This window comes from Streptococcus mitis (genome assembly GCF_023109105.1).
Lineage (GTDB): Bacteria > Bacillota > Bacilli > Lactobacillales > Streptococcaceae > Streptococcus > Streptococcus mitis_BW.
The window spans coordinates 59,534-83,534 of the sequence record NZ_JALDTZ010000006.1; the positions used below are offsets into that span (position 1 = coordinate 59,534).

A 24,001-nucleotide genomic window follows, 5' to 3' on the forward strand; every position below is an offset into this window, starting at 1 on the left:
CCTAGTCTTCCAGATGGGCAAATCCCATTTTTTCACGGATCTTATCGTGGAGATTTGCAATCACAGCTGGTTTTTCTACTTTTGGAGCATCCTCATGAAGAAGCCAAGTTTTAGCCCAATGCGTCTCTGATACTGAGAATTGAGGAGCTTTTTGTTCGAAGTCAATCTGCATTGCGTAGTCTGAACGCAAGGCAAAGGCATCCCCTTTCAATTCAGTATAAAGTGACGGAGGTGTTCCTGGAATTGAGTAAAGATCCCCTTTATCATCAGCAAGCTGAGGCAAGCTTGACAAGAGACTCCATGTATATGGATGGCGAGGGTCATAGAAGACTTCCTCGACAGTTCCATACTCAACGATTTCTCCTGCATACATAACCGCTACCTTATCCGCAATACTTGCTACCACACCAAGGTCGTGGGTGATAAAGATTGTTGTGAAATGGTACTCGTTTTGTAAAGATTTTAGCAAATCAATAATCTGTGCTTGGATGGTTACATCCAAGGCAGTCGTTGGCTCATCACAGATCAAGACATCAGGTCGGCAGGCAAGGGCAATCGCAATAACGATACGTTGACGCATTCCTCCAGAATATTGGAATGGGTATTCATCAAAACGTCTATCTGCATCTGGAATCCCAACCTTATTCATGTAGTCAATTGCCAATTCTTTCGCTTCTTTAGCTGTTTTTCCTTGGTGTTTTACAATAACTTCTGTAATCTGACTACCAATTGTTTTAATTGGGTCCAAACTAGTCATTGGGTCCTGGAAGATAGTCGCAATCTTAGCACCACGAATTTGTTCCCAATCCTTGTGAGACGATAGAGCTGTCAAATCCTGACCACGGTAGTCAATACTTCCTTGGGCAATGCGACCATTTTCTTCAAGCATACCTGTGAAAGTCTTAGTCAATACAGATTTCCCTGATCCTGACTCACCTACCAAGGCTAATACTTCTCCCTCAACTAGTTCAAGAGAAACACCGCGAATGGCTGTCAATACTTTGTCACGAACGTCAAATTCCACGACAATATCGCGAGCAGTCAAAATTACATTTTTTTCTTTTGTCATTTCTACTCCTATCTATGTGTACGTGGATCACTAGCATCCGCTAAGTTTTGACCAACTACGAAAAGGGACAAGGATACCAAGACAAGAGTTGTCAATGGAATCCAGAACAAGTAAGCATTGGTTGTTACGTTTTGTGAATAATCTGAAATCAAACGCCCCAAACTTGGCACTGTAATCGGTAATCCAAGACCGAAGAAAGACAAGAAGGCTTCGTATGAGATAAAGCTTGGAAGCATTTGAGTCATGGTTGTCACAATAACAGATACCAATTGAGGCATGATATTTTTGGCAACAATCTTCAAGGTTGGTGTTCCCAAAGTACGTGACGCCAAGTTGTATTCCAAGTCACGATAACGTAAGATTTGCACACGGATCATAAAGGCAATCCCAATCCATGTCGTCACACTCATGGCAAAAATCAGATTCCAGAATCCAGCTCCAATTGAGTAAGTCAATACAATGACAATCAAAAGAGAGGGGATGTTTGAGATGACGTTATAAACTTCCATCATCACACGGTCGACTGATTTTGAAATCCCCCAAATACCACCGACAAAGACACCGATAACTAAGTTAATCGCTGTCGCAATCACAGAAATGAGGATAGAGTTACGAGCTCCGAACCAAACACCGTCAAAGAGAGATTTACCGTTACTGTCTGTACCGAACCAATGCTCAGCATTTGGTTTGATATAACGAGCACTAAAGTCGTTTACCTTGCTGACATCATTGAAATCAAACTTAGAAAACATTGGGTAGATGAAACTCATCAAAATGATGGCTACCAGGATTCCCAACATAACTACAGTTGATTTTTTCTTCATAAATTGTCTGAACACTGAACCCCAGTATGAATAAGCTGGTGTATCAATGGCTTCAGAGGCAAAATCGTCACGTTTTACGAACTGAAATTTTTCTTTATCGATTGTAGACATTATTTGCCTCCTTTCTCAGTCAATTTAATACGTGGGTCAATAATTGTCATCCAAATATCTCCCAAAAGAAGTGAGAAGATAGAAATACATGTAAAGATGAAGACAAGACCAACGACCATAGAGTTATTAGATGCTTTTACAGAGTCAATCAACATTTTACCCATACCTGGGAAGGCGAAGACTGTTTCAGTAAGGGTTGCACCACCGATAACCCCGATAACGGCACCAGGAATTCCTGAAACCAGCGGAACCATGGCATTTTTAAAGATGTGTTTGTTTGAAATTTCTTTTTCAGACAAACCTTTTGCACGAGCAAAACGAACAAAGTCTTGTGATTGCAAGTCAATCATGTAACGACGAATCCAAATCGCTGTACCAGGAGCACCCAACAAACCAAGGATAACTGCTGGTAAAACATACGAACGCCAATCACCAGCACCCAATATAGGGAATGAATCTGGCAAGCCGATTGAAGAACCAGCCAAACGGATGATATAAACCAAGGCAATGGTTGGGAGAGCCATCAAGAAGGTCAAAGCCCCTGTTGAGAAACTATCAATCCAAGTGTTCTTGAAGCGAGCCATAGCTGAACCAAGTGGCACGGCAATCGCATAAGAAATCACCAAACCAATCAATCCAACGACAGCAGAGCTGGCAATCATAGAAGGATATTGGTAGTTACTTTCAGTAGCTGTATAAGGATCATCTTTTCCGTAGTTGGCTACTTCACGAGAATCAGCCTGACTAGGTGATTTATAAGTTCTTGAGTAAATATTTACAGAAGAAGTTTTCTTACCTGTTGGGAACTGAACTTGAGAGGTTTTTGTTTGACCTTGTCCCTGAGTAATAACCTGTAAAACAGGGCTATTAGCATAGGTTGGATAAGAATCACCTAAATTAATGTTCACAAAGTTTTGATGTACAAACGGAAACTGACTGTTGAAGTACAAGAGATATTTGTGTTTTGTTCCTGAACCGACCAATGACCATCCGATAGCTGGATCGTTTTCGAAACGAAGGTAACGTTTCAAGTCTGGGTTTTCAGGGTCTTGAATTTTATTTGTATGGTCAATGTCAATCAAGTTAGCATAGAATTTGAAAACACGTTCAAAAATTGGGATTTCACGAGTCGCATAGAATTGGCCACTTTCAGTAAATTCTCCCAAGGTCCAACCATGACCGATTTGTTTGATGTATTTTTCATAGATAGCCTTGTTGGTATCATTAGCTTCAACGGTTACAGAGGCGTCCATCTGGCTAGCTTTTTCTTGCAACTCTTTGGTATCGTAGTACTCGATATAACCCATACGCTCATAAACAGTATTCTCATAGTTATCACGTTTATCAGCAGTTGTCGCAATCTTGTTATAGTTGGTATCCTGTTTGAAAATCAATTTTCGAGGAACCATTGTATAGATAATCGTGTAAGTCAAGGTTGTTACTAAGAAGATAGAAACCAATGACCGCAAAACACGCATAAAAATATATTTTTTCATATCATTTCCTTTAAAAATCCCAAAAGAACCTTCTCCTCATGGAGAGAAAGTTCTATTGAAAATTATTTACTTCACATGACTTGCCAATTCTTTTTGAGCTTTCTCGTTTGATTCAGCCTTTTCTTTCAACCATTTTTCACGAGCTTTTTCATACTCTTCTTTGGTGATTGCTTTTTCACCAACTTCAGTGTACTTCAAGTATCCTGAAGTTTCACCTTTAAGGCCGGCTACAGAATATGAAGAGCTAAATGGTAGAACTTTTGAAACATATGAAACGGCTGTTTCTTTAGGAGAAGCCATTACTGGAATTGTCAAAGCATTGTCAGTCAACCAAGCTTGTGCTACCGCATATTTTTCATAACGTTTTTGAACATCTTGGTTTTCGCTGTTTGCGTCATCAAGTAATTTTCCATAATCAGCTAAACCAAGTTTGCTTACTACTGATGCATCTGTATTTTTGTCAATACCAAGGTAAAGGCGAGTATTTCCTCCCTTAATGACGAACTGATCCAAGAAAGTAGACGGATCTTGATAATCAGGGTTCCATCCTGACAAGGTATGGATATCCCAGTCTTGCTCTTTAGCTGTCGGAGCACTAAATGAAATTGGTAAAGCTTCTGCTTGAGTCATTTGTTGCAAGTCTACAACAACATTATCTGAACCCAATACTTTTTCAATTGATTGTTTCAATGATTGAACACGGTTTACAACCGCTGTTGATTCTTGAATGACCAAGGCATCCAAGTGGATTGGGAATTCAACACCTTCAGCTTGCAAGCTTGATTTAGCTTTAGCAAAGACTTCTTTAGCTTTTTCTTCATTGTAAAGTCCATTTTGAGAATCTGCTAGAGACACGTTTGACCAAGTAGAAGAATTTGTCTTAGCCAAGCTATCTTGTACCAATTCACCAAATGTTTTCTTACCAACTTGAAGATTATAAGGTGCAAACGTATTACGGATGGCTACTGCAGCTCCATCAGTACCATTTGTTTGAGCTGAATAAGAATTGCGATCGACCGCAAAGTTCAAGGCTTGACGGAATTCCTTGTTTAGCAATGCTTTCTGAGTAGATGTCTTTTGAGCATCACTTGTTTTGGCAGTGTGGTTATAGGTTGTACGGCCATAGTTCAAGCTGACAGTTGCAACACCCGCACCTGGTTCATTAAAGTAAATGTTATCTTTGAAGTCAGCTGCATATTTTTCATATGTAGAACTTGTAGGGAAGATACGCGCCTTGCTATATTGACCATCGGCAAAACCTTTGGCAATCACATCTTGGTCCTTACCATCCCAGAAAGTGAACTTAACGTTCTCAATTTTTACATTTTCTTTATCCCAGTAAGCGTCATTTTTAGCCATCTCGATAGATGATTTAGGGGTTACAGCTTTCAAGACAAATGGACCGTTATAAAGAATAGAGTTAGCATCTGTTGGAGCACCAAACCCTTCACCTTTTGAAGCTAAAAACTCTTCATTAACTGGCATCATGACACCGCTAGTTGTCTTATCATTCCAAAAAGTTTCTGGTTGATTCAAGGTATATTCTAAAGTTTGATCATCAAGTGCTTTTACACCAACCGTTGAAAAGTCTTTTGTTTCACCCTTGATATATGCATCCAATCCCTTGATAGAAGAGCTAACGATTGAAAGTCCTTTTGATTTTCCATCTACAGCATGTTTCAAACCAGTAACGAAGTCTTTAGCAGTTACAGGAGCATATTCTTCTCCCTCTGCTGTCACCCATTTAGCATCCTGACGGATTTTATAGGTATACGTCAAACCATCTTTTGAAACTGTCCATGATTCGGCAATAGAAGGAACTAGATTACCATATTTATCATTAGCTAATAAACCATCTACAGCATTTGTTGTAATAAATGATGTAGAATCAATATTGCTAACAATATAATCCAAGGTTTCTGGATCTATTTGATAAACATATTGGTAATCTTTTGCTAATTTCGCATTATTTGAACTAGTGTTTGAACACGCAGCTAGAACTCCTGATACTAATAAGGTAGCTCCCGCTACAGCAAGCACTTGACTTTTTTTCATTTTTTACTCCTCTTATAAAATATAGGTTGTTATCAATTATATCATAGATTTCAAGAAAAGTAAACGAATTTTCAGAATATTTAGGCTTATTCATACAAAAAATCTGAAAAAACTATTGACTGAGAATGATTTTCAAGGTATAATAATAAACGTTAAGGCGGTATAGCCAAGTGGTAAGGCACGGCTCTGCAAAAGCTTGATCGTCGGTTCAAATCCGTCTACCGCCTTCTATAACTTGATTTATCAGGTTCCGTTTGAACAGAAAGCCCAATTTAAAGGGCTTTTTTCTTTTTTCTTCGGATAAATACGGATAGATTTAGAAAAGTTTTGGGGCGGATTGGGGCTGAGTTTTTCGAGGGTACAATTCTCTTTTGAAATCAACTGAAAAAAGCTTTGCCACACATTGTGACAAAAGCCTCTAGTTTACTCTGTTTCTTCTTCTATTTCGACTTCTGTGATTTGGACTTTTACCTTAGTAACACGTCCATTTTTCACTTTATCATTGGTTAGGATAAGCTGTTTGTTTTGACTGACCAATTCATAGCTGAGTTTCTCAGTCGTTGGAATGGTCCCAACTCCTGTCAAATAATAACCAGCGATGGTATCAACGTCATCACTTTCCAGTTCAACATCAAAGTAGTCATTAAAATCATTGAGATTCATGGTACCTTGAACAATATAAGTATCTTCTCCGATTTGATGAACTTCGATTTCTGCCTTATCTGTTTCGTCATCGATTTCCCCAACGATTTCCTCTAAGAGGTCTTCAAGGGTTACCAAACCAGCCATCCCACCGTATTCATCTAGCAAAATTGCCATTTGTCTTTGGGTATTGCGCAATTCTTTTAACAAGTCGTCCACAAAAATAGTTTCAGGAACAAAAAGTGGATCTTGTAAAATTCTCTTCCATACAATGTTATCAAAACCGTCTACAAAGGCTGCCTTAAGAAGACTCTTGGTGTGAATGATCCCAATCACGTTATCCTTGTCTCCATCATAGACAGGGATACGAGAATAATTTTGTTTTAAAATACTTTGGATAATGGTTTGACTATCATCCTGAATATCGACCATAAAGGCATCCGTTCGAGGAACCATGACTTCTCTGGCCATCAATTCGTCCAGTGAAAAAATCCCCTGTAACATCTCAATTTCGTCAGCATCAAGTGTTTCTTCACTATTTGTCAGCATGTACTCAATTTCATCACGGGTCATTTTTTCGTCAGCATCATCAAAGGTCATGGGAGTCAAACGACTCAAAAGATTGGTGGACGCAGACAAGAGCCAGACAAAAGGACTAACGAGTTTTCCTAACCCAATGATAATCGGTGCCGTTCGAATCGCCAAGGCATCTTTTAGATTAAGAGCGATTCTCTTAGGGTACAATTCCCCAAAAACGATGGAAATATAAGTCAAAAATGCTAAAGATAGAAAACTTGCAACGGCATAAGCTGTTTCGCCATTTCCAAGCCAAGATGCAATCACACGTCCTAGAGTATCAGCTAGACTCGCCCCTGATAAGATCGTAATCAGGGTAATCCCTACTTGAATGGTTGATAAAAAATGGTTAGGATTCTCTAATACCTTAAGCAAACGGATATAGCGTCTATCTCCTTCTTCTGCCTTTTGTTCAACCCGCGCTCGGTTAAGTGACACCATGGCCATTTCTGTAGCTGAGAAAAAGGCATTCAACACCGTCAAGATAAACAATAAAACAAATTGTAGCAACAAATTCTGACTACTTGGGTCTTCCATAGTTCTTCTCCTAAAATAGTATCTTATCCTTTATTATATCACAAAATCTAATCCAGTACATATTATTTTTTTCTCAGTGTCTATTGTAGTCCTGCTTATACTCAATGAAAATCAAAAAGCAAACTAGGAAGCTAGCCGCAGGCTGTACTTGAGTACGGCAAGGTGAAGCTGACGTGGTTTGAAGAGATTTTCGAAGAGTATTAAACTAGTAAAAAGAACTCCTACATCCACAAGTGACATAGGAGTTTATGTTATCTTTTACTGAGTAACAGTGACTTCTCCAGTTCGGTAATCCAGTTGAATCCCTTTTTGAACATTGGGAACTAGGACATTAAATTCCAATTCTCCGTCTGAAGACTTGGCTTCAATCTGTGAAGCTGAAGGAACTAAGTCCTCGTTTGAAGCGTAGTATAGGGTTACACGGTAACGGACACGCTTGTTTTGGTCCAAAGCTTTACGCACCATGCTTTCATAGTAGTTTTGACCAGTCGAATCCTCGGCCTGTGCCTGATTTGCCCAGGCTGTCTGAACAGCAATGTTTTTAGGATTACTTGTCGAGGCATCAAAACCATCCAAGCCGCCGATTAAGGCATAGCCTAACAAGTGACCTCTATCAACCGCATGAGTATAGGAACCCTTTAGATTCTTGACCTGATGCCAGCCTGGAGGAGTCCACGAAGTCGAACCATTCCCAGTTTCTTCACGATTCTTGTACTGGCGAGTAGCCTTAGACAAGAGGGCATTAGCCACGGTTGGCACTGTTTCCTTGCCCACTGTCTTTGTTTTGTTATCAGCGTAGGGCTTACTTGAAACCTTGGCATCTAGATTTGTTTTATTACCATTGACGATAAAAGCACCTGAGCCATTCCACTCCAGACTCCCTTTCATTTGACTCTTGACTGCATCTGTTAAGACACTTTCTGCCAATTCTTGACTAGGAGCTTCAGAAGCCTGTTTTTTCTGACTAAGCTTGGTTTTGGGACTATTAGCTGTCGACTGCAGCTGCTTGATATAATAGCTTCCCGCAGATAAGAGTAATAACACTAGCAGTCCGATCAGTGTCTGTCTTGTTTTTTTGTTCATATTTCTCCTTATCTTTAGAAAAAGGCTGGTTCTCCAGCCTAATTTCCTGTAAATTTATGAATCAATTCCTGCCATTTGGCTGGAGACAAGATAGCCCATGGATCTTGACCCTTGCCCAAGATTCCATAACCTACCATTAAGCCAATACCTAGGGCTAAAGCACCTAAAAATAGTACCAAAATGACTAGAAGTAAACGCTTGATTACGTAGCTTGATTTCCTATTCATCTTCATCATTTGCCTCAATCCGCTGAATCTTAGCACCTAGCTGCGCCAACTTCTCATGGAAGCGGTAGTAACCTCTATCTAAGTGAACCAATTTACCAACCACAGTTTCTCCTTGTGCTACCAAACCTGTCAAAATCAAGGCTGCACTGGCACGAAGGTCAGTTGAAAGAACTTCTGCCCCCTGCAAAGGTTGACCACCAACAATACGAGCTGTATCACGAATAATCTCAGAATGCAAGCCCATGCGACGCATTTCTTCTAAGTGTTGGAAACGATTTTCGAAAACTGTCTCCACCATAGTTGATTCCCCTTTTGCGACGGTCATCAAGGCTGTAAATTGAGCCTGCATATCTGTTGGAAATCCTGGGTGGGGCAAGGTTTTCACATGAACAGCTTTTAAATTTTCTAGTTGAGAGCGAACTCGAATTCCTTCAGTCTCCTCTGTCACTTCCACTCCCATTTCAAGCAATTTGGCAATCAAGGGACGGTTGTGCTCCCAAACAGCGTCTTTAATCAAGACATCACCACCAGTCATGGCAGCAGCTACCATAAAGGTTCCTGCTTCGATACGGTCTTGGACTACATTGTGAGTCGTACCATGAAGTTTCTCAACACCAGTAATGGTAATGGTCTCTGTACCAGCACCCTTAACCTTAGCTCCCATTTCATTGAGGAGAATGGCTAGGTCAACAATCTCAGGCTCACGCGCAGCATTTTCAATCACTGTTGCCCCATCAGCTAGAGTCGCTGCCATCATCAAGTTCTGCGTAGCACCAACACTTGGGAAGTCCATGTAGATATGAGCGCCATGCAAGCGATCAGCCTTGGCTTCGATGTAACCAGCTGTCTGACTAATCTTAGCTCCCATGGCTTCCAGACCTTTCAAATGAAGATCAATAGGGCGGCTACCAATCGTACAACCACCTGGCATGGATACCTTGGCATGACCTACACGAGCAAGAATTGGTCCCAAGACAACGATAGATGCACGCATCTTGCTGACATACTTGTAAGGAGCTTCCTCAGTGATATCGCCAGTCGCGTCCACCTCAACAAGATGAGCTTCTTCATTAAAATCCACCTTGGCATTCAAACCACGAACCACCTGATTCATAGTGAAAACATCTGACAAGATAGGAACATTCTGCAAGACTGTCTTTCCTTCACTTGCTAGAATAGTAGCTGCCAACAAAGGCAAGACTGCATTCTTTGCTCCTTCGATCGTAACACTTCCTACCAGACGATTATCGCCACCTTGAACCACAATTTTTTCCATACTTATTTCCTTTACTCTTGATTTTATAATAATCCTCTAAGCGCTTCTTGCCACAACTGATATAGGCTGATAAAGAAAGAACTCATGATGTAGCCCATTACAATGCTGAAAAAGGCTACTAGTAAACGAACTTTTCCTGTATTCTCAGCTGTCACTTTTAAAACCTTTTCCCATCTAACAAGATTCTTTAAAAGGTAAAAACTCACATAAATAAAGAGCATGTGACTGCTTAGAGTGAATAATAATTGAACCATTTGACTATTATACCATCTTCTCTGTCTGTACGCTAGTTTGGAAACTTCACTTAAAACTAGGGATTGTTTTTCAAGTAATCAATTGCATCTTGTAGGGTTTTAACAGGCACGATTTTCATATCTGTCTTGATTGTTTTAGCTGCTTCCAGGGCTGTTCGGTAGTTATTTTTCGCATCAGGATGTGCTTTTTGTTCTTCTTCGCTAATAGGGTTATCAGGGGCAAAGAAAATAGCAGCACCTTCTCTAGCCGAAGCTACAACTTTCTTATCGATACCTCCAATGTCTCCCACATTACCATCTCGGTCAATGGTCCCTGTACCGGCAACAATACGGCCATTACGAAGACCTGGGTCAGCTATTTGGGTATAGATGGCCAGACTAAACATGAGACCTGCACTTGGACCGCCGATACCAGCTGTTGAAAAGCGAATTGGGACATCACTGGTCACTTCTGTACGGTCAATCAAGCCGATTCCAATTCCATTTTTGCCATTTTCCAAGGTGATAATCTTACCTTCTGCAGACTTGGTTTGCCCATCCTCTTCATAAGTTACCTTGACTGAGTCCCCTAATTTTTGAGAATTGACGTAATCAATCAAGTCTTTGGAACTATCAAAGGTCTGATCATTGACTGCTGTGACCGTATCAGAGATGTTAAGAATCCCTTTAAAAGTCGAATCATCTGTCACAGTCAAAACATAAACCCCAAGATATTTGAGTTCGATATCTTTACCAGCTGTTTTTAGCCCTTGATATTTGGCCATATTTTGCGATGTTTGCATGTAGAATTGATTAATCCGCATAAATTCAACATCGGAAGAACCACCTGTAGTCTCTTGAGCACTACGAATATCTGTAAAAGGCGTCAACCATGCATAAATCATATGGGCTAAAGTAGCGTGCTGTACACCAACCGTAACGAATTGATAGGCCCCAGCTTCCTTATCTTCTGTGTCATTTACTTTAAGGACTTGGCGAATATCTTCCGAACCACCTGGAACTTCTATATAGTAGGGTAAGGGCACTACAAATGCCAAGAAAGTCACAATTAAGGCTGCAATGACATATAAGGGCCATCTAATCTTTTTTTTCATTTTTTATTTCCTCCAAAATACTCTCAGGAACATAGCAGGTAATATCCTGACCAAACTTCAAAAGTTCTCTAACACCTGATGAACTGATATAGAGATGTTCAGGTCGACTATGTAAATAAATGGTCTCCATATCAGGAGACAGCTGATGGTTGTAGTAATCAAAACTGGCTTCATATTGCAAATCCGCTGCATTCCTCAAACCACGCACTAGACAAGTAGCCCCCAGTCTTTTTGCGACATCAACCACCAATTCATCATGAGAAGACACAACTTCAACACTTTCCAAATGTTTCAAAGCCTTTTCTAGCCCTCGTTTACGATTTTCGATAGGGAGAAATCCCTGTTTGTGGGGATTGAAAAAAATACCGACATAGAGCTTATCAAAAAGTCTGCTAGCCCGTTCAATGATATCCAGATGCCCATTTGTCATCGGATCAAATGAGCCTGTGAATAAGCCAATCTTATCTGACATAGACTGTCACCTTACTAATTCCATAAATTTTTTCCTTCCAGATGCCTAGACAGGCAATTTCTTCTGGAAGCTCAACGGCCTTATCCGTCTCGCACACGACCATAACATCTTCAGAAAAAAGCTCCCTCTCAGCCATTTTTTCAATATCTGCTACGATTTGTTCCTTAGCATAAGGAGGGTCTAAGAAAATGAGGTCAAATTCCCCAGATACCTGTTCCAATGCCCTTTCTGCATCCATCTTGAGGAGTTGAAATTTTCCAACTTCCTTGGTCATCTGAATATTTTCAGCAATAATAGTCTGCGCCTTACGGTCTCGCTCCACCAAAACAGCGCTGGACATGCCACGCGATACTGCCTCGATAGATAAACCACCACTACCTGCATACAGGTCCAAGACTCGTCCACCTTCAAAGTAGGGACCAATCATGTTAAAAATGGCTCCCCTAACCTTATCCGAAGTAGGTCTTGTCGTCTTGCCTTCTAGTGTCTTGAGGGGGCGTCCCCCATAGATTCCTGATACGATTTTCATACCGTTTATTATACCAAATTATGGGCGAAAAGAGAAAGAAAACCGAACCTTGCGGTTCGATTCTCTATAAAATATTTTCGTAAGTATCGCGGACTTCTTGAGGCCAAACACTTGTTTGCACTTCTCCGATATGTTTCTTACGAAGTAGGAACATGGCCATACGAGATTGTCCAATTCCTCCACCGATTGTCAATGGGAATAGGCCATTCAACAAAGCCTTGTGCCATTCCAATTCTAAGCGGTCTTCATCACCTGTGATGGCAACCTGACGGCGAAGCGTTTCTTCATCTACACGAATCCCCATAGAAGACAACTCAAAGGCTCCACCTAAAGACTCATTCCAAACAAGAATATCACCATTTAGACCCTTGTAGCCATTTTCAGACTCGCTTGTCCAGTCATCGTAGTCTGGTGCACGTCCATCGTGCGGTTTACCGTCTGGTAATTCACCACCGATACCGATCAAGAAGACTGCTCCAAATTCTTTACAGATAGCATTTTCACGCTCTTTTGGTGTCAAGTCTGGGTAACGCTCGACCAACTCCTCTGTATGGATAAAAGTGATTTGTTTTGGCAAGATTGATTCGATGTCATAGCGGGCTTCAACAGCTAACTCAGTAAGACGAATAGCCTTGTAAATCTTCTCAACTGTTTCTTTTAGATAAGCGATATTCCGTTTACCATTTGGGATAACTTTCTCCCAGTCCCACTGGTCAACATAAACAGAGTGGGTCGCATCCAGCGAATCTTCGTCTGGACGAAGGGCCTTCATGTGGACAAAAAGGCCTTCTCCCTCACCGAAACCAAAACGGGCCAAGGTATGGCGTTTCCATTTGGCAAGTGAGTGCACAACTTCATAAGTAGCATCAGGGATTTGGAGAACCTTGACCGATACGGCATTCTCCACACCTGATAAATTATCCTGCATCCCGTCACCGACCCTACTCAAGATAGGGCCTTGAACTTCGACAACTTCTAGCTTGTCTTTCAAATACTGAGTAAAAGTGTTTTTAACAAAGGAAATTTCTTCTTGTTGGTGGATAAAACTTTTCTTCATAAGCTACTCCTCAAAAATTTAATTAAAAGCATTATACACCTATTTCCAAGAAAAGAAAAGAGAAATTTTAAAAAAATCAGTGTCACTCAAAACACTGATTTCATAGACCTTTTAGTCATTACGACCGAAGATACGTAGAATACTTAGGAAGAGATTGATAAAATCAAGATAGATACTGAGAGCCATTGACACAACCCAACCTGTCGCTACACGGCCTTGTGATTGTTCATAGGCAAGGCGAATTCTTTGGTTGTCCCAAGCAATCAGCCCAGAAAAGACCAAGACCATGGCTACACTGATCATATAGTCAAAGAAGCCACTAGCCAAGAAAACATTGACTATCATAGCAATAATCAAACCGATAAGAGCTGCCATCATAGCCCGACCAATCCCACTCAAGTCTTTCTTGGTGAATATTCCAACTGCCGCCATGACAAAGAAGAGAAGGGCGCTCGATACAAAGGCAGATAAAACTGTCCCTGGAGTATAGAAGGCCACCACAAAACTGAGGGTAAAGCCGTTTAAAACTGAGTAAAGTAAAAATACTGGAAGAGCCGCTGGACTATTTCTTGAAGCCATGCTACTAGCAACGAAAACCAAGGCCAACTCCGCAACAGTAGCAATGGTCAACCAGAGACGACCTTGCATCAAAAAGTAAACCAACTGTTGCTGAAATACAGTTAACATAAGACCTGATACCAAAGCGGATAGTCCGATCCCCAGACCAACAAAGGCATAGACCTTAGCGTAAAATTGATTGAGACCTGCGCGGTCGTGAATAATAGTATGATTCATCTTTTCTCCTTTTCTATGAATGTCTTTCCTTGATTATAACAAAGAAAGTTAAAATTAGCTTAAATGGAAAATCAAAATACCAGCTGCGACTGCAACATTTAGACTCTCTGCCTGTCCCTTCATACTGATATGAACTAGTCTATCTGCACTTTCAGTCATAAGGTGACTAATTCCTTGACCTTCATTCCCCATGACTAGTACAAAATTTTCCATAGGAAGCAGTTCTCTGTAATCAACAGAATCTTTAGATAGAGTTGTTGCTAGCACTGGGATACCTGCTTCTTTAGCTTCCTCAAGCAGTGTTTGACTAGTCATCTGATAAATAGGTAAATGAAAATGACTGCCTTGCATAGAACGTAAGGTCTTGAGACTGTAGATGTCTGCCGATTTATCTGAAACAATCACTCCAGTAAAGCCTGCTGCATCCGCAGTCCGAATGATAGTTCCCACATTACCGGGATCTTGCACATCTTCCAAAAACAAGAACTTGCCCTGACTAAAGTCAGCTTGCCCTACTTCTTCTTTTTGAACAACGGCAACAATTCCCTGTGGAGTCTGAGAATCCGCCAAATCTAGCAAAATATCCTCTGAAACCCAGACAGTTTGCGGAAACGAGGCTAACCGTTCTCGGTAATTTTCCAGGGCAAAGATTTTCTCAATCGTCACTCCAGCTTGAACAGCTTCTTCAAACAAGTGCCAGCCTTCAATCAGATAAGCAGATTTGCGGTATTTTTTTTGGTGTAATTTCTTAGCATTTTTTACCACAGAATTGGCTTTTGAGGTTATAATAGTCATAGAAATATTATAACACAATCAAAGGGGTTTGGTATGCAAAAGGTTAGAATGATTGCCCAAGGTAGGGTGCAGGGAGTCGGCTTTCGTTGGGGCGTTTACAGCTTGGCGCTTGAAATTGGTGGTATCACAGGTCGGGTATGGAATAACGACGATGGTACAGTGGAAATCTTAGCCCAAGCAGACTCATCTGCTATCATGGCAAAATTTATCCAAGAAATCCGAAAAGGACCGACACCTTTTTCAAAAGTCAGCTACTTAGATGTCAAACTAAGCAATTTTCCTCCTTACCCTGACTTCAAAATCGCAAATTAGGTCTCTAGAACTATTGTATATTTTGTAAAAAAACAGTAGAATAGAAAGGTATAATTTTTAAAGAAGGAATAAACACAGTGAAATCTATTAAACGTTTTGCACTCTCAGCTATGGGAGTGGCTATGTTGCTAGTCTTAACTGGCTGTGTCAATGTCGATAAAGCCACAGGCCAGCCAACAGGATTTATTTGGAATACTATCGGAGCTCCTATGGCTGAGGCTATCAAGTACTTCGCTAATGACAAGGGACTTGGTTTTGGGGTTGGTATCATCATCGTAACTATTATCGTGCGCTTGATTATCTTGCCACTTGGTATCTACCAATCATGGAAGGCAACGCTTCACTCTGAAAAGATGAACGCCCTCAAGCACGTCCTTGAGCCACATCAGACTCGTCTCAAAGAAGCAACAACTCAAGAAGAAAAACTCGAAGCCCAACAAGCTCTCTTTGCTGCTCAAAAAGAGCACGGTATCAGCATGTTTGGTGGTGTAGGATGTTTCCCTGTCCTCCTTCAAATGCCTTTCTTCTCTGCTATCTACTTTGCTGCCCAACACACTGAAGGGGTCGCTCAAGCAAGCTACCTAGGAATTCCTCTAGGTTCTCCAAGTATGATTTTAGTTGCCTGCGCCGGTATTCTTTACTATCTCCAATCGCTCCTTTCACTTCACGGAGTAGAAGATGAAATGCAACGTGAACAACTTAAGAAAATGATTTACATGAGCCCACTCATGATTGTCGTCTTCTCCCTCTTCTCACCAGCCAGTGTTACTCTTTACTGGGTTGTCGGTGGTTTCATGATGATTCTCCAACAGTTTATCGTCAACTATATCGTTCGTCCAAAACTTCGCAAAAAAGTCCGTGAAGAATTGGCTAAGAATCCACCAAAAGCAAGTGCTTTCTCAACACCAAATGGACGAAAAGACGTTACCCCTGAACAACCAACTGCTATCACAAGCAAGAAAAAACATAAAAATCGCAACGCTGGAAAACAACATTCTAGATAAAGCTACGTATATTATCCAATAATTAAAAAAACGAATGAATGATAAATAGTTTTCATCAACTAGATATCATCATTCGTTTTTATTATCTACTGTTACATCTTATACTAATCGAAAAAGTTAAATATTCTAAAAGCTCACATCTAATACTCAATGAAAATCAGAGAGCAAACTAGGAAGCTAGCCGCAGGCTGCTCAAAACACTGTTTTGAGGTTGCAGATACGACTAACGAAGTCAGCTCAAAACACTGTTTTGAGGTTGTGGATAGAACTGACGAAGTCAGTAACATATATACGGTAAGGCGACGCTGACGTGGTTTGAAGAGATTTTCGAAGAGTATAAAATTATTAAATCATAAATTAACAAGTAAATCACTATGATTTAATACAATTTACAGTTATTAAAACTTCTGCTCCCTCGTCTCTATTTCTAAGCTCAACTCGGCCTTTGTGTAGTTTTGCAACTCTACATACAAAACTAAGTCCAATACCATAATGTTGCTCTTTAACCGATCTAGCTTTATCCATACGATAAAAGAGCTTTCCAAAATTATTTAAAACTTCCTCTGGAAATTCAGAACCATTATTCCATATACCTATTTTTAATTCTTTCCCCTCTTGCTCTACCCTAATTTTAATTTTAGGATTCTGTTTATCTGCATAGTCCAAAGCATTTGTTAAAATATTTTGTATTGCACGAATCAGAAGGGATGGATTTATATAATAGTTTTCAGTTCCTTTCACATTTTGTTCAAAAGAAAACTTCATCTGATTTTTTATCAAAAAAGAGACTTCTTTCTCTAATTCATTGATAAAATCTGAAGAGGCACACTCCGTCCAACCCGCCTCATCATCATAATATGTTTTAGAATAGTGAATCAATTGATTGAAATAATCTAGTAACTGTTGACTAGCTCTTTCTATATCTGCTAAGCATTCTTGAGATTGGTCGTTTTCAGTTATCGCCTGCAAAAATTCCACATTCCCCCTAATAATGGTTAAGGGAGTCTTTAAATCATGAGAAGCTGCTGAAACCTGAAACATCAAATCTTCTTTCTGCTGTTTCTCATCAACTATTAATTGTCGAATTCTATCTTGCATCACAATAATCCGATTTCCTGTCTCACGAAATTCTTTAACCGTTAAACTTTCTGTACATTCCCTCTCCAACCACATACTATTTTCATAAATCAAAGTCATTTCATAACTCAGTTTTTTCAACAATTTTCCAATGTGATAACTTATTAGAACAATCAATAAAATACAAATATATATCCATGATGACACATTGAAAAAAATTGATAGAACACCACTATTTTTTAGAGGTTGCCCATCTTCATTTATTTGTATAGATACTGAAGCTAAGGGAATAAGATAGGCCATTAGTAAGCCAAGACTAAACTGCCAAATAATTCTCCAACAGGTTTCTCGAATTAATTGTCTAAAACTTTTGATTCTACCCATTGATATCCTCCACCGTACAAGGTTTTAATTGGATTTAATTGATAAGGTTTCAGCTTTTGACGAATTTGATAAATATACTCTGAAACCGAACGTAAAAGAGCTTCTGAACTTTGTGGATATAGATAATTATAAATTTCCTCTATAGAGTATATTCTATTTGGGGTGCTTGCCAAAAGATTCACTATATCAAATTCCCTTCTTGTCAAGGCAATCTTATCATCGTTTACAAATAGTTCCTTACTATCCGTATATAGTATAAGCTTCCCAATCTTTATTTGATGAACATTTCCTTTAGTCCGTTCTTCACGACGTAAGTGCATTTTAACACGTGCTAAAAGTTCTTGCATACTAAAGGGCTTCATAATATAATCATCAGCTCCTGCATTGATTCCAGCTACTAAATCTTCATCCATATCCTTGGCAGTTATAAAACAGATAGGAACAGTTATCTGCTCGCGAATCGTCTGACAGATTTCTAAACCACTAACAGGCATCATAATATCTAATAAAATCAAGTCAAATCCTGTAAAATCACAAAGATCAATCTCTTCTATCTTATTTCGTATGACTACTTCATATTTTTCATATTCTAGTACTTTTTTTATTAGGCGAAGAATAGCAAGATCATCATCTACCACCAAAATTTTATAAGCCATAACCCACCCTCCTGAATATATTATAGCACTAACTGAGAAAAAGACAGGATATCCCCTGTCTTTATACTCAATGAAAATCAAAGAGCAAACTAGGAAACTAGCCGCAGGCTGTACTTGAGTACGGCAAGGCGACGTTGACGTGGTTTGAAGAGATTTTCGAAGAGTATTAGCCTACATTTCTTCCTATAAGTGTCAATGTAGCAAATAGAAAAACAATTAATAACCAAACTATTTGTATCCCTAAGCCTTGCCACACTGGATAATAAAGAGACAATGGATAGGTATAAAAACAATTCATGCTAGCTAGTAATGGCAAATTTCTAAAAAAAGAACTGAATTGTAGTAACATTTGTCCCAACCCCAATAAAAGGGATAAACTTATTCCCAAAACTAAGATAAAAGACTGGGAAATAAATACAAAAATACCACTTAAAAGAGAGAAGGTTAGAATAGAAATACAGGCTGGAAATAGAATTGTTAGAACATGTTTAATATTGCTCAGAAGATTGATATTGTAGTATCCTTGGGCGATTAGTATGCATAATGATATTACAGCAACCAATAATACAATTTCCATACATAATACAATAGCTAGTTTACATATTATAAATTTCAAACGATTTGGACATGTAAGAAAACTGGTACGAAGGCTAGAACCTGTAAATTCTTGTCCTATAAATAGAACCGCTAGACTAATGAAGCCTACCTGTCCTAAATAGAGACTTTGCAGTAGCTGTTCCAAAACAAACTCTAGAGTCAACTGGTCTGGCTTACTATTTAAAAAAACAACCATCGCCGGAACACACAGTAATAGAGCCCCTATAATCAACCAGTGCCAGGGATTCATCATAAACTTGAGATACTCACTTTTAAGTTGTTCTTTCAACTTATTCACCTCCTCCGATATCTGACTTAAGTAAGCGGTAAATTGCTAAAACCAAGAATGAGAAGTTCCAACAAAGTAAACATAAAATATTTTGTAAACTATTATGTTCTAAAATTTGAGGAGATATAGCAATCAATCCTTGTCCCAATGCAACTGGAAGAAATTTTGCAGCCGATATATAGTTTGCTAAGAATGTTCCTAAATTGTAGACTTGAGGAAGCAAAAATAATAGAGGAACAATGGCTGTTTTAAATGTCAAAGCCATAATATAGGCCAACAGTCCCAACAAAGTCCAAGCTATACTGGCTAAAAATATATAGAACCAAACTGTCCCATTTAGTGAAAAAAGAAGTAAGCCATCTTGTCCTAAAACATAATGTGTCATGTTAATCGTTAGGAATATTGATAGAAAGGAAATGAAAAAAGAAAATACAAGCCAAACTAATGTTTTTGAAACTAGGAAAATACCTCGATTTGTAATAGAGAGGAGGCTTGTACGAATAGCAGAGCATTTATACTCCTCGGCTCCATAAATTGAGCCTAGGATAATCATAATAAAAACACCAAATAAAGTGACATCAAAACCTAAAAATTCAATAGGAGGTATAGCTTCTGCTAATTCTGGATTTGTCTCTGGTGTAGCATGAATACCAACTGAGACAATTTGAGAAGCACCAATATTTGCTAAAAACGTTTGAAATACCAGTATCAAGAATAGTACAACATAAGTAGCTCTCTTATAAAGTAATTTCAATATTTCAGAATGAAGAGAGGAAATAAGTGCCATGTCACTTTCCTCCCTCTGTTAAACTAAAGAAGACTTCTTCTAGTGAGGAAAGATTTTTCATCACTTCTTGTAAAGTCCCTTTTATGAGAACTTTTCCTTTATTTATGATAACTACATCATCCGTTACTGCTTCCACTTCCGATAATATATGAGATGATAGCAAGACTGTCTTTCCTTCTTGAGCTTGTTTTTTTATAAACTCTCTAAACCACCGAATTCCTCTTGGATCCAAACCATTTGTCGGTTCATCCAATATCAGATACTGAGGATTCCCTAATAGAGCTGTTGCAATTCCCAAGCGTTGTCCTTCTCCTAATGATAATTTTCCAATTTTAGATTTTTTCTTATGGCTAATATCCACCATATCCAACACTTGCTCAATTCGCTGACTGGATATCCCATTACTAGCAGCAACAATTTTCAAATGCTGATAAACAGTCCGATCATCAGGAGCACCTACACTGTCAAATGAAGCTCCTACAGTCTTTAGAGGAAATTTTAATTCCTTATAAGTTTGATTGCCAATTTTGGTAAGACCAGATGTTGCTTTGTCTAATCCTAATAAAATACGTAAGGTTGAACTTTTGCCAGCTCCATTTGGACCTAGGAAAGCAGTCACTCTACCTGCTTTTGCTTCAAAAGAAATATCTTTTAAAATTTGAGTTTGGCCATATGACTTACATAGATTTTTAATGGTAATACTTTGTTCCATCATGTTCTCCTATTCTATTTAATATTTCTAAAAGTAACTATATCTTACACATTCATTTTCGGATTTTTTTCAGAATTTAAAGAGAAAAAAAGATTTAAAATTTTGTTTCATTTAATTATCTAGATTTGTGCAAACTTAAAAGCCCGATGTTTCCATCAGGCTTCTTTTTTATCCATGTACACGTTTCATATAGTCTTGGTAACTTTCAGTATCCATGAGTTTTTTAGCATTCTTGACGCGGTCTGCTGTTGGAGGTTTGACCCCTTCGAGTGAATATGGAATTCCCAATTCACGCCATTTGAACTCACCCATAGTGTGATAAGGCAGAATTTCAAACTTATCCACATTTTTGAGGGTCTTGACGAACTTCCCAAGTTCAATCAGATCATCATCTCTGTCTGTCAAACCAGGAACTAGCACGTGACGAATCCATACAGGTTTACCGATATCTGACAAGTATTGAGCACAGGCCAAGATGTTTTTGTTGGTTTGACTGGTCACAATCTTGTGCTGTGCTTCGTTGATTTCCTTGATATCAAGGAGAACCAAGTCTGTCACAGCCATGAGCTTGTTGAATTTCTCTAGATAGCGTGGTTTGTTACGGAATGGAAGGGCACAAGTATCCAAAGTACAGTGAATACCTTTTTCTTTAGCCTTGGTGAAGAGGGCAATCAAGAAATCAATCTGCAAGAGGGCTTCTCCCCCACTGACAGTGATTCCTCCCTTGTCACCCCAGAAACCGCGGTAGCGCAAGGCTTCTGTCAAGACATCATCTACCGTCCGTTCACGTGATTTATTGGACTCCATAGCCCAAGTATCTGGGTTATGGCAATATTGGCAACGCATCTGACAGCCCTGCAAAAAGACAATAAAGCGAATACCAGGGCCATCTACCGCCCCAAAACTTTCTGTCGAATGCACCATTCCTGTCACTTGTCCATAATCAATTGTTTCTTCAGACATATCGTTACCTTCCTTGAAAACGTTTTATAGTTTTATTATATCACGACTTGAAGGAAAAACAAGATTTTTGCCTATTTTTTAGAAAGCAATCTGTTTTTCAATTTCATTTTCAATTACTTATCAGATTCTTTTTCAAAATCAAAGCCATACAAGGTTGCAAAATAGTCCTCAGGGCGCTCTGCACGGCGGATTTGGCGGGCTTTACCTTCTTCGGTATAGAGGATTTCCGCAGAACGAAGTTTGGCATTGTACTGGTAGCCCATTGAAAAACCGTGGGCACCTGTATCATGAATGACCAGCAAATCACCGATTTCTGTATGAGGCAGTTCGCGATTCACTGCAAATTTATCATTATTTTCGCAGAGCGAACCAACCACATCTACCACTTCAGCTGGTCCTTCTGGATGAGTCAGATTGGTAATATGGTGGTAGGCTCCATACATAGCTGGACGCATAAGGTTGACTGCTGATGCATCCACACCTAGATAGGTACGGTAGGTTTTCTTCTTATGAGTGACTCTTGTGACTAGAGCCCCATGAGGAGCTAACATAAAGCGACCCAATTCGGTAAAAATCTTGACCTGACCAAGACCTGCTGGGGTAAGAACCTCTTCATAAACCTTACGAACACCCTCACCAATCAAGGCAATATCATTTGGCTCCTGGTCTGGACGATAATTGACACCAATACCGCCAGAAAGATTGATAAAGTCTAGCGAAATGCCCAACTTTTCCTTGATTTCAACAGCCAATTCAAAGAGCTGACGCGCTAATTCAGGATAATAGAGATGGGTCACGGTATTAGACGCTAGGAAAGAGTGAATCCCAAAGGTCTTAGCTCCTTTTTCCTTCAAAATAGCAAAGGCTTTAAAGAGCTGGTCCTTGGTCATGCCAAACTTAGCCTCCCCAGGATTGTCCATAATGTCTGTCCCAAGTTCAAAAACACCGCCAGGATTATAACGACATGAGATGATTTCTGGAATGCCTACTGCTCTCTCCAGATGTTCAATATCTTCAAAGGCATCCAAGTTAATGGTCGCCCCCAATTCACGCGCATAGGCATATTCCTTGTCTGGAGTGTTGTTTGAAGAGAACATGATTTCATAACCTGGAAAATCCAGTTTATGACTCATCAAAAGCTCTACATAACTAGAGCAATCCACACCACACCCTTCCTCTTGAAGGATTTTCAAGATAGCTGGGGTTGGAGTAGCTTTAACCGCAAAATATTCCTTAAAGCCTTTGTTCCACGAAAAAGCTTGGTTAACCGCTCTTGCCTTCTCACGAATCCCCTTCTCATCATACAAGTGAAAAGGAGTCGGGAACTCTGCAACAATCGCTTCTAAGTCTTCTCTATTGATAAATGGTGTTTTCATATACTTCCTTCTATTCTGTTTGCAAAGAAAGGCTGGGACAATCGTTCCAACCTTTAGTTCTATCTCTTATTTATCTTCGTCAAAGATATTACCAACCTCAACATCGATGGCTTGGTTCTTGACATCAATATTGGTTACCTTCAAGAGTGACTTGTAGTCAAACTGCCTTTCACGTTCTTCTTGAGCATTATCCGCAAAGACCGCTACACCTGCCAATTCTGAATCAAACTCACGCAAGAGACTAATCATCCCGTTGACAGTTCCTCCACCTTTCAAGAAGTCATCTACAATCAGGACACGGCTGCCTGCCTTGAGACTACGTTTTGAAAGGAACATTTTCTCAATGCGGTCACCACTTGAACCTGATACATAGTTGACACTGACAGTTGAACCTTCGGTAATTTTCAGGTCACGGCGCACAATAACAAAGGGAACATTGAGGACATTGGCAACTGCATTTGCAAGTGGCACACCCTTAGTCGCTACAGTCATAACTGCATCAATTTTTTGGTCCATAAAGCTCTTGGCAATAATGCGACCAATATTTTTCAAGATGGCTGGTGTGCTAAGTAAATCGGACAGGTAGATGTAACCACCTGGCAAGATACGGTCACTTTCTGACAACTTGGCACGCAAGTCTTCAACCATTTCCTTAGCATCCTGACTCGAAATAGACGGTGTAAAGATAACACCTCCACCAGCCCCAGTTACAGTCTGGATGTGTCCGATTTCGATTTCCTCAAAGGCTCGTTTGATAATGACGATATCTTCTGAGATGGATGATTTAGCAGATTCATACTTTTCAGCAAAAGTATTGAGACTAGTTAGTTTATAAGGATTATTAATCAAATAGTTGGAAATGACAACCATCCGATCACTTCTTCTTAATTTCATTTCTATTTCCCATTTCATTTAATTTTGATATTTTATCCATTATACCATATTCACATAA

Annotated in this window: 26 protein-coding genes and 1 tRNA gene; 4 read left to right on the plus strand and 23 right to left on the minus strand. The window is 39.5% G+C overall.

From position 1 onward, the window contains the following. Position 1 precedes the first annotated feature (1 nt). The 4 genes from M1F37_RS05125 to M1F37_RS05140 form a co-directional block, all read right to left on the minus strand. The gene (locus tag M1F37_RS05125; protein ID WP_247934988.1) at positions 2 to 1,069 is read right to left on the minus strand and encodes an ABC transporter ATP-binding protein; all 1,068 of its coding nucleotides are present in this window, start codon (positions 1,067 to 1,069) and stop codon (positions 2 to 4) included. Between the two features lie 8 nt (positions 1,070 to 1,077). Then, on the minus strand, positions 1,078 to 2,004 hold the full coding sequence (gene oppC / locus M1F37_RS05130; protein WP_247934989.1) for an oligopeptide ABC transporter permease OppC: 927 nt from the start codon (positions 2,002 to 2,004) through the stop codon (positions 1,078 to 1,080). After that, entirely contained in the window at positions 2,004 to 3,500 is a 1,497-nt protein-coding gene (locus M1F37_RS05135) for an ABC transporter permease (protein ID WP_004260571.1), read from the minus strand. Before M1F37_RS05135 ends, oppC begins: the two co-directional genes overlap by 1 nt. A gap of 66 nt (positions 3,501 to 3,566) precedes the next feature. Beyond that, positions 3,567 to 5,555 (minus strand): peptide ABC transporter substrate-binding protein, encoded by a 1,989-nt coding sequence (locus tag M1F37_RS05140; protein WP_247934990.1) that lies wholly within the window; start codon positions 5,553 to 5,555, stop codon positions 3,567 to 3,569. 156 nt (positions 5,556 to 5,711) lie between these two features. On the opposite strand from M1F37_RS05140, the gene M1F37_RS05145 reads away from it, so the two are divergent. After that, positions 5,712 to 5,782, plus strand: a tRNA-Cys gene (locus tag M1F37_RS05145). A gap of 196 nt (positions 5,783 to 5,978) precedes the next feature. Here M1F37_RS05145 and M1F37_RS05150 read toward each other — a convergent pair. From M1F37_RS05150 to M1F37_RS05200, 11 genes are all read right to left on the minus strand, one after another. Further along, the gene (locus M1F37_RS05150) at positions 5,979 to 7,310 is read right to left on the minus strand and encodes a hemolysin family protein (protein WP_247934991.1); all 1,332 of its coding nucleotides are present in this window, start codon (positions 7,308 to 7,310) and stop codon (positions 5,979 to 5,981) included. Between the two features lie 258 nt (positions 7,311 to 7,568). After that, entirely contained in the window at positions 7,569 to 8,393 is an 825-nt protein-coding gene (endA, locus tag M1F37_RS05155) for a DNA/RNA non-specific endonuclease (RefSeq protein ID WP_247934992.1), read from the minus strand. Between the two features lie 38 nt (positions 8,394 to 8,431). Then, the gene (locus M1F37_RS05160; RefSeq protein ID WP_247934993.1) at positions 8,432 to 8,620 is read right to left on the minus strand and encodes a DNA-directed RNA polymerase subunit beta; all 189 of its coding nucleotides are present in this window, start codon (positions 8,618 to 8,620) and stop codon (positions 8,432 to 8,434) included. Further along, positions 8,613 to 9,896: a UDP-N-acetylglucosamine 1-carboxyvinyltransferase gene (gene murA, locus M1F37_RS05165; RefSeq protein ID WP_247934994.1), complete on the minus strand. Its 1,284-nt coding sequence runs from the start codon at positions 9,894 to 9,896 to the stop codon at positions 8,613 to 8,615. Before murA ends, M1F37_RS05160 begins: the two co-directional genes overlap by 8 nt. A gap of 23 nt (positions 9,897 to 9,919) precedes the next feature. Then, complete coding sequence (locus M1F37_RS05170; RefSeq protein ID WP_000250399.1) at positions 9,920 to 10,150, minus strand: DUF1146 family protein; 231 nt, start codon at positions 10,148 to 10,150, stop codon at positions 9,920 to 9,922. 56 nt (positions 10,151 to 10,206) lie between these two features. Further along, positions 10,207 to 11,244, minus strand: coding sequence for a SepM family pheromone-processing serine protease (locus tag M1F37_RS05175; RefSeq protein WP_247934995.1), 1,038 nt, complete (start codon positions 11,242 to 11,244; stop codon positions 10,207 to 10,209). Next, positions 11,228 to 11,716 carry a pantetheine-phosphate adenylyltransferase gene (gene coaD / locus M1F37_RS05180; protein WP_247934996.1) on the minus strand — a complete coding sequence of 163 codons (489 nt, stop codon included), beginning with the start codon at positions 11,714 to 11,716 and terminating at the stop codon, positions 11,228 to 11,230. Before coaD ends, M1F37_RS05175 begins: the two co-directional genes overlap by 17 nt. Further along, positions 11,706 to 12,245 carry a 16S rRNA (guanine(966)-N(2))-methyltransferase RsmD gene (gene rsmD / locus M1F37_RS05185; RefSeq protein ID WP_247934997.1) on the minus strand — a complete coding sequence of 180 codons (540 nt, stop codon included), beginning with the start codon at positions 12,243 to 12,245 and terminating at the stop codon, positions 11,706 to 11,708. The genes coaD and rsmD overlap by 11 nt, the downstream gene beginning before the upstream one ends. A 64-nt stretch (positions 12,246 to 12,309) precedes the next feature. After that, complete coding sequence (asnA, locus tag M1F37_RS05190) at positions 12,310 to 13,302, minus strand: aspartate--ammonia ligase (RefSeq protein ID WP_000748003.1); 993 nt, start codon at positions 13,300 to 13,302, stop codon at positions 12,310 to 12,312. A gap of 111 nt (positions 13,303 to 13,413) precedes the next feature. After that, positions 13,414 to 14,097: a Bax inhibitor-1 family protein gene (locus M1F37_RS05195; RefSeq protein ID WP_247934998.1), complete on the minus strand. Its 684-nt coding sequence runs from the start codon at positions 14,095 to 14,097 to the stop codon at positions 13,414 to 13,416. A gap of 54 nt (positions 14,098 to 14,151) precedes the next feature. After that, complete coding sequence (locus M1F37_RS05200; RefSeq protein WP_247934999.1) at positions 14,152 to 14,892, minus strand: TrmH family RNA methyltransferase; 741 nt, start codon at positions 14,890 to 14,892, stop codon at positions 14,152 to 14,154. 33 nt (positions 14,893 to 14,925) lie between these two features. Between M1F37_RS05200 and M1F37_RS05205 the strand changes: the two genes are divergently transcribed. From M1F37_RS05205 to M1F37_RS05215, 3 genes are all read left to right on the plus strand, one after another. Then, a complete protein-coding gene (locus tag M1F37_RS05205) occupies positions 14,926 to 15,204 on the plus strand; it encodes an acylphosphatase (protein ID WP_001174612.1) in 279 nt (92 codons plus the stop codon). Positions 15,205 to 15,281: 77 nt separating this feature from the next. Then, positions 15,282 to 16,208: a membrane protein insertase YidC gene (yidC, locus tag M1F37_RS05210; protein WP_247935000.1), complete on the plus strand. Its 927-nt coding sequence runs from the start codon at positions 15,282 to 15,284 to the stop codon at positions 16,206 to 16,208. A gap of 150 nt (positions 16,209 to 16,358) precedes the next feature. Then, on the plus strand, positions 16,359 to 16,517 hold the full coding sequence (locus M1F37_RS05215) for a hypothetical protein (protein WP_247935001.1): 159 nt from the start codon (positions 16,359 to 16,361) through the stop codon (positions 16,515 to 16,517). Positions 16,518 to 16,580: 63 nt separating this feature from the next. On the opposite strand, the gene M1F37_RS05220 is transcribed toward M1F37_RS05215, so the two are convergent. The 8 genes from M1F37_RS05220 to purR all read right to left on the minus strand — a co-directional run bounded on the left by M1F37_RS05220 (position 16,581) and on the right by purR (position 23,943). Continuing rightward, on the minus strand, positions 16,581 to 17,669 hold the full coding sequence (locus M1F37_RS05220; RefSeq protein WP_247935002.1) for a sensor histidine kinase: 1,089 nt from the start codon (positions 17,667 to 17,669) through the stop codon (positions 16,581 to 16,583). Beyond that, a complete protein-coding gene (locus tag M1F37_RS05225; protein WP_247935003.1) occupies positions 17,639 to 18,325 on the minus strand; it encodes a response regulator transcription factor in 687 nt (228 codons plus the stop codon). Before M1F37_RS05225 ends, M1F37_RS05220 begins: the two co-directional genes overlap by 31 nt. A gap of 166 nt (positions 18,326 to 18,491) precedes the next feature. Then, positions 18,492 to 19,211, minus strand: coding sequence for an ABC transporter permease (locus tag M1F37_RS05230; RefSeq protein WP_247935004.1), 720 nt, complete (start codon positions 19,209 to 19,211; stop codon positions 18,492 to 18,494). A 1-nt stretch (position 19,212) separates the two neighbouring features. Further along, positions 19,213 to 19,998: an ABC transporter permease gene (locus tag M1F37_RS05235; protein ID WP_247935005.1), complete on the minus strand. Its 786-nt coding sequence runs from the start codon at positions 19,996 to 19,998 to the stop codon at positions 19,213 to 19,215. Between the two features lies 1 nt (position 19,999). Next, a complete protein-coding gene (locus M1F37_RS05240; protein ID WP_247935006.1) occupies positions 20,000 to 20,710 on the minus strand; it encodes an ABC transporter ATP-binding protein in 711 nt (236 codons plus the stop codon). A 168-nt stretch (positions 20,711 to 20,878) separates the two neighbouring features. After that, entirely contained in the window at positions 20,879 to 21,673 is a 795-nt protein-coding gene (gene pflA, locus M1F37_RS05245) for a pyruvate formate-lyase-activating protein (RefSeq protein ID WP_247935007.1), read from the minus strand. A 113-nt stretch (positions 21,674 to 21,786) separates the two neighbouring features. Continuing rightward, a complete protein-coding gene (locus tag M1F37_RS05250) occupies positions 21,787 to 23,049 on the minus strand; it encodes a diaminopimelate decarboxylase (protein ID WP_247935008.1) in 1,263 nt (420 codons plus the stop codon). Between the two features lie 66 nt (positions 23,050 to 23,115). Next, positions 23,116 to 23,943 (minus strand): pur operon repressor, encoded by an 828-nt coding sequence (gene purR, locus M1F37_RS05255; RefSeq protein ID WP_247935009.1) that lies wholly within the window; start codon positions 23,941 to 23,943, stop codon positions 23,116 to 23,118. Between the last annotated feature and the right edge of the window lie 58 nt (positions 23,944 to 24,001).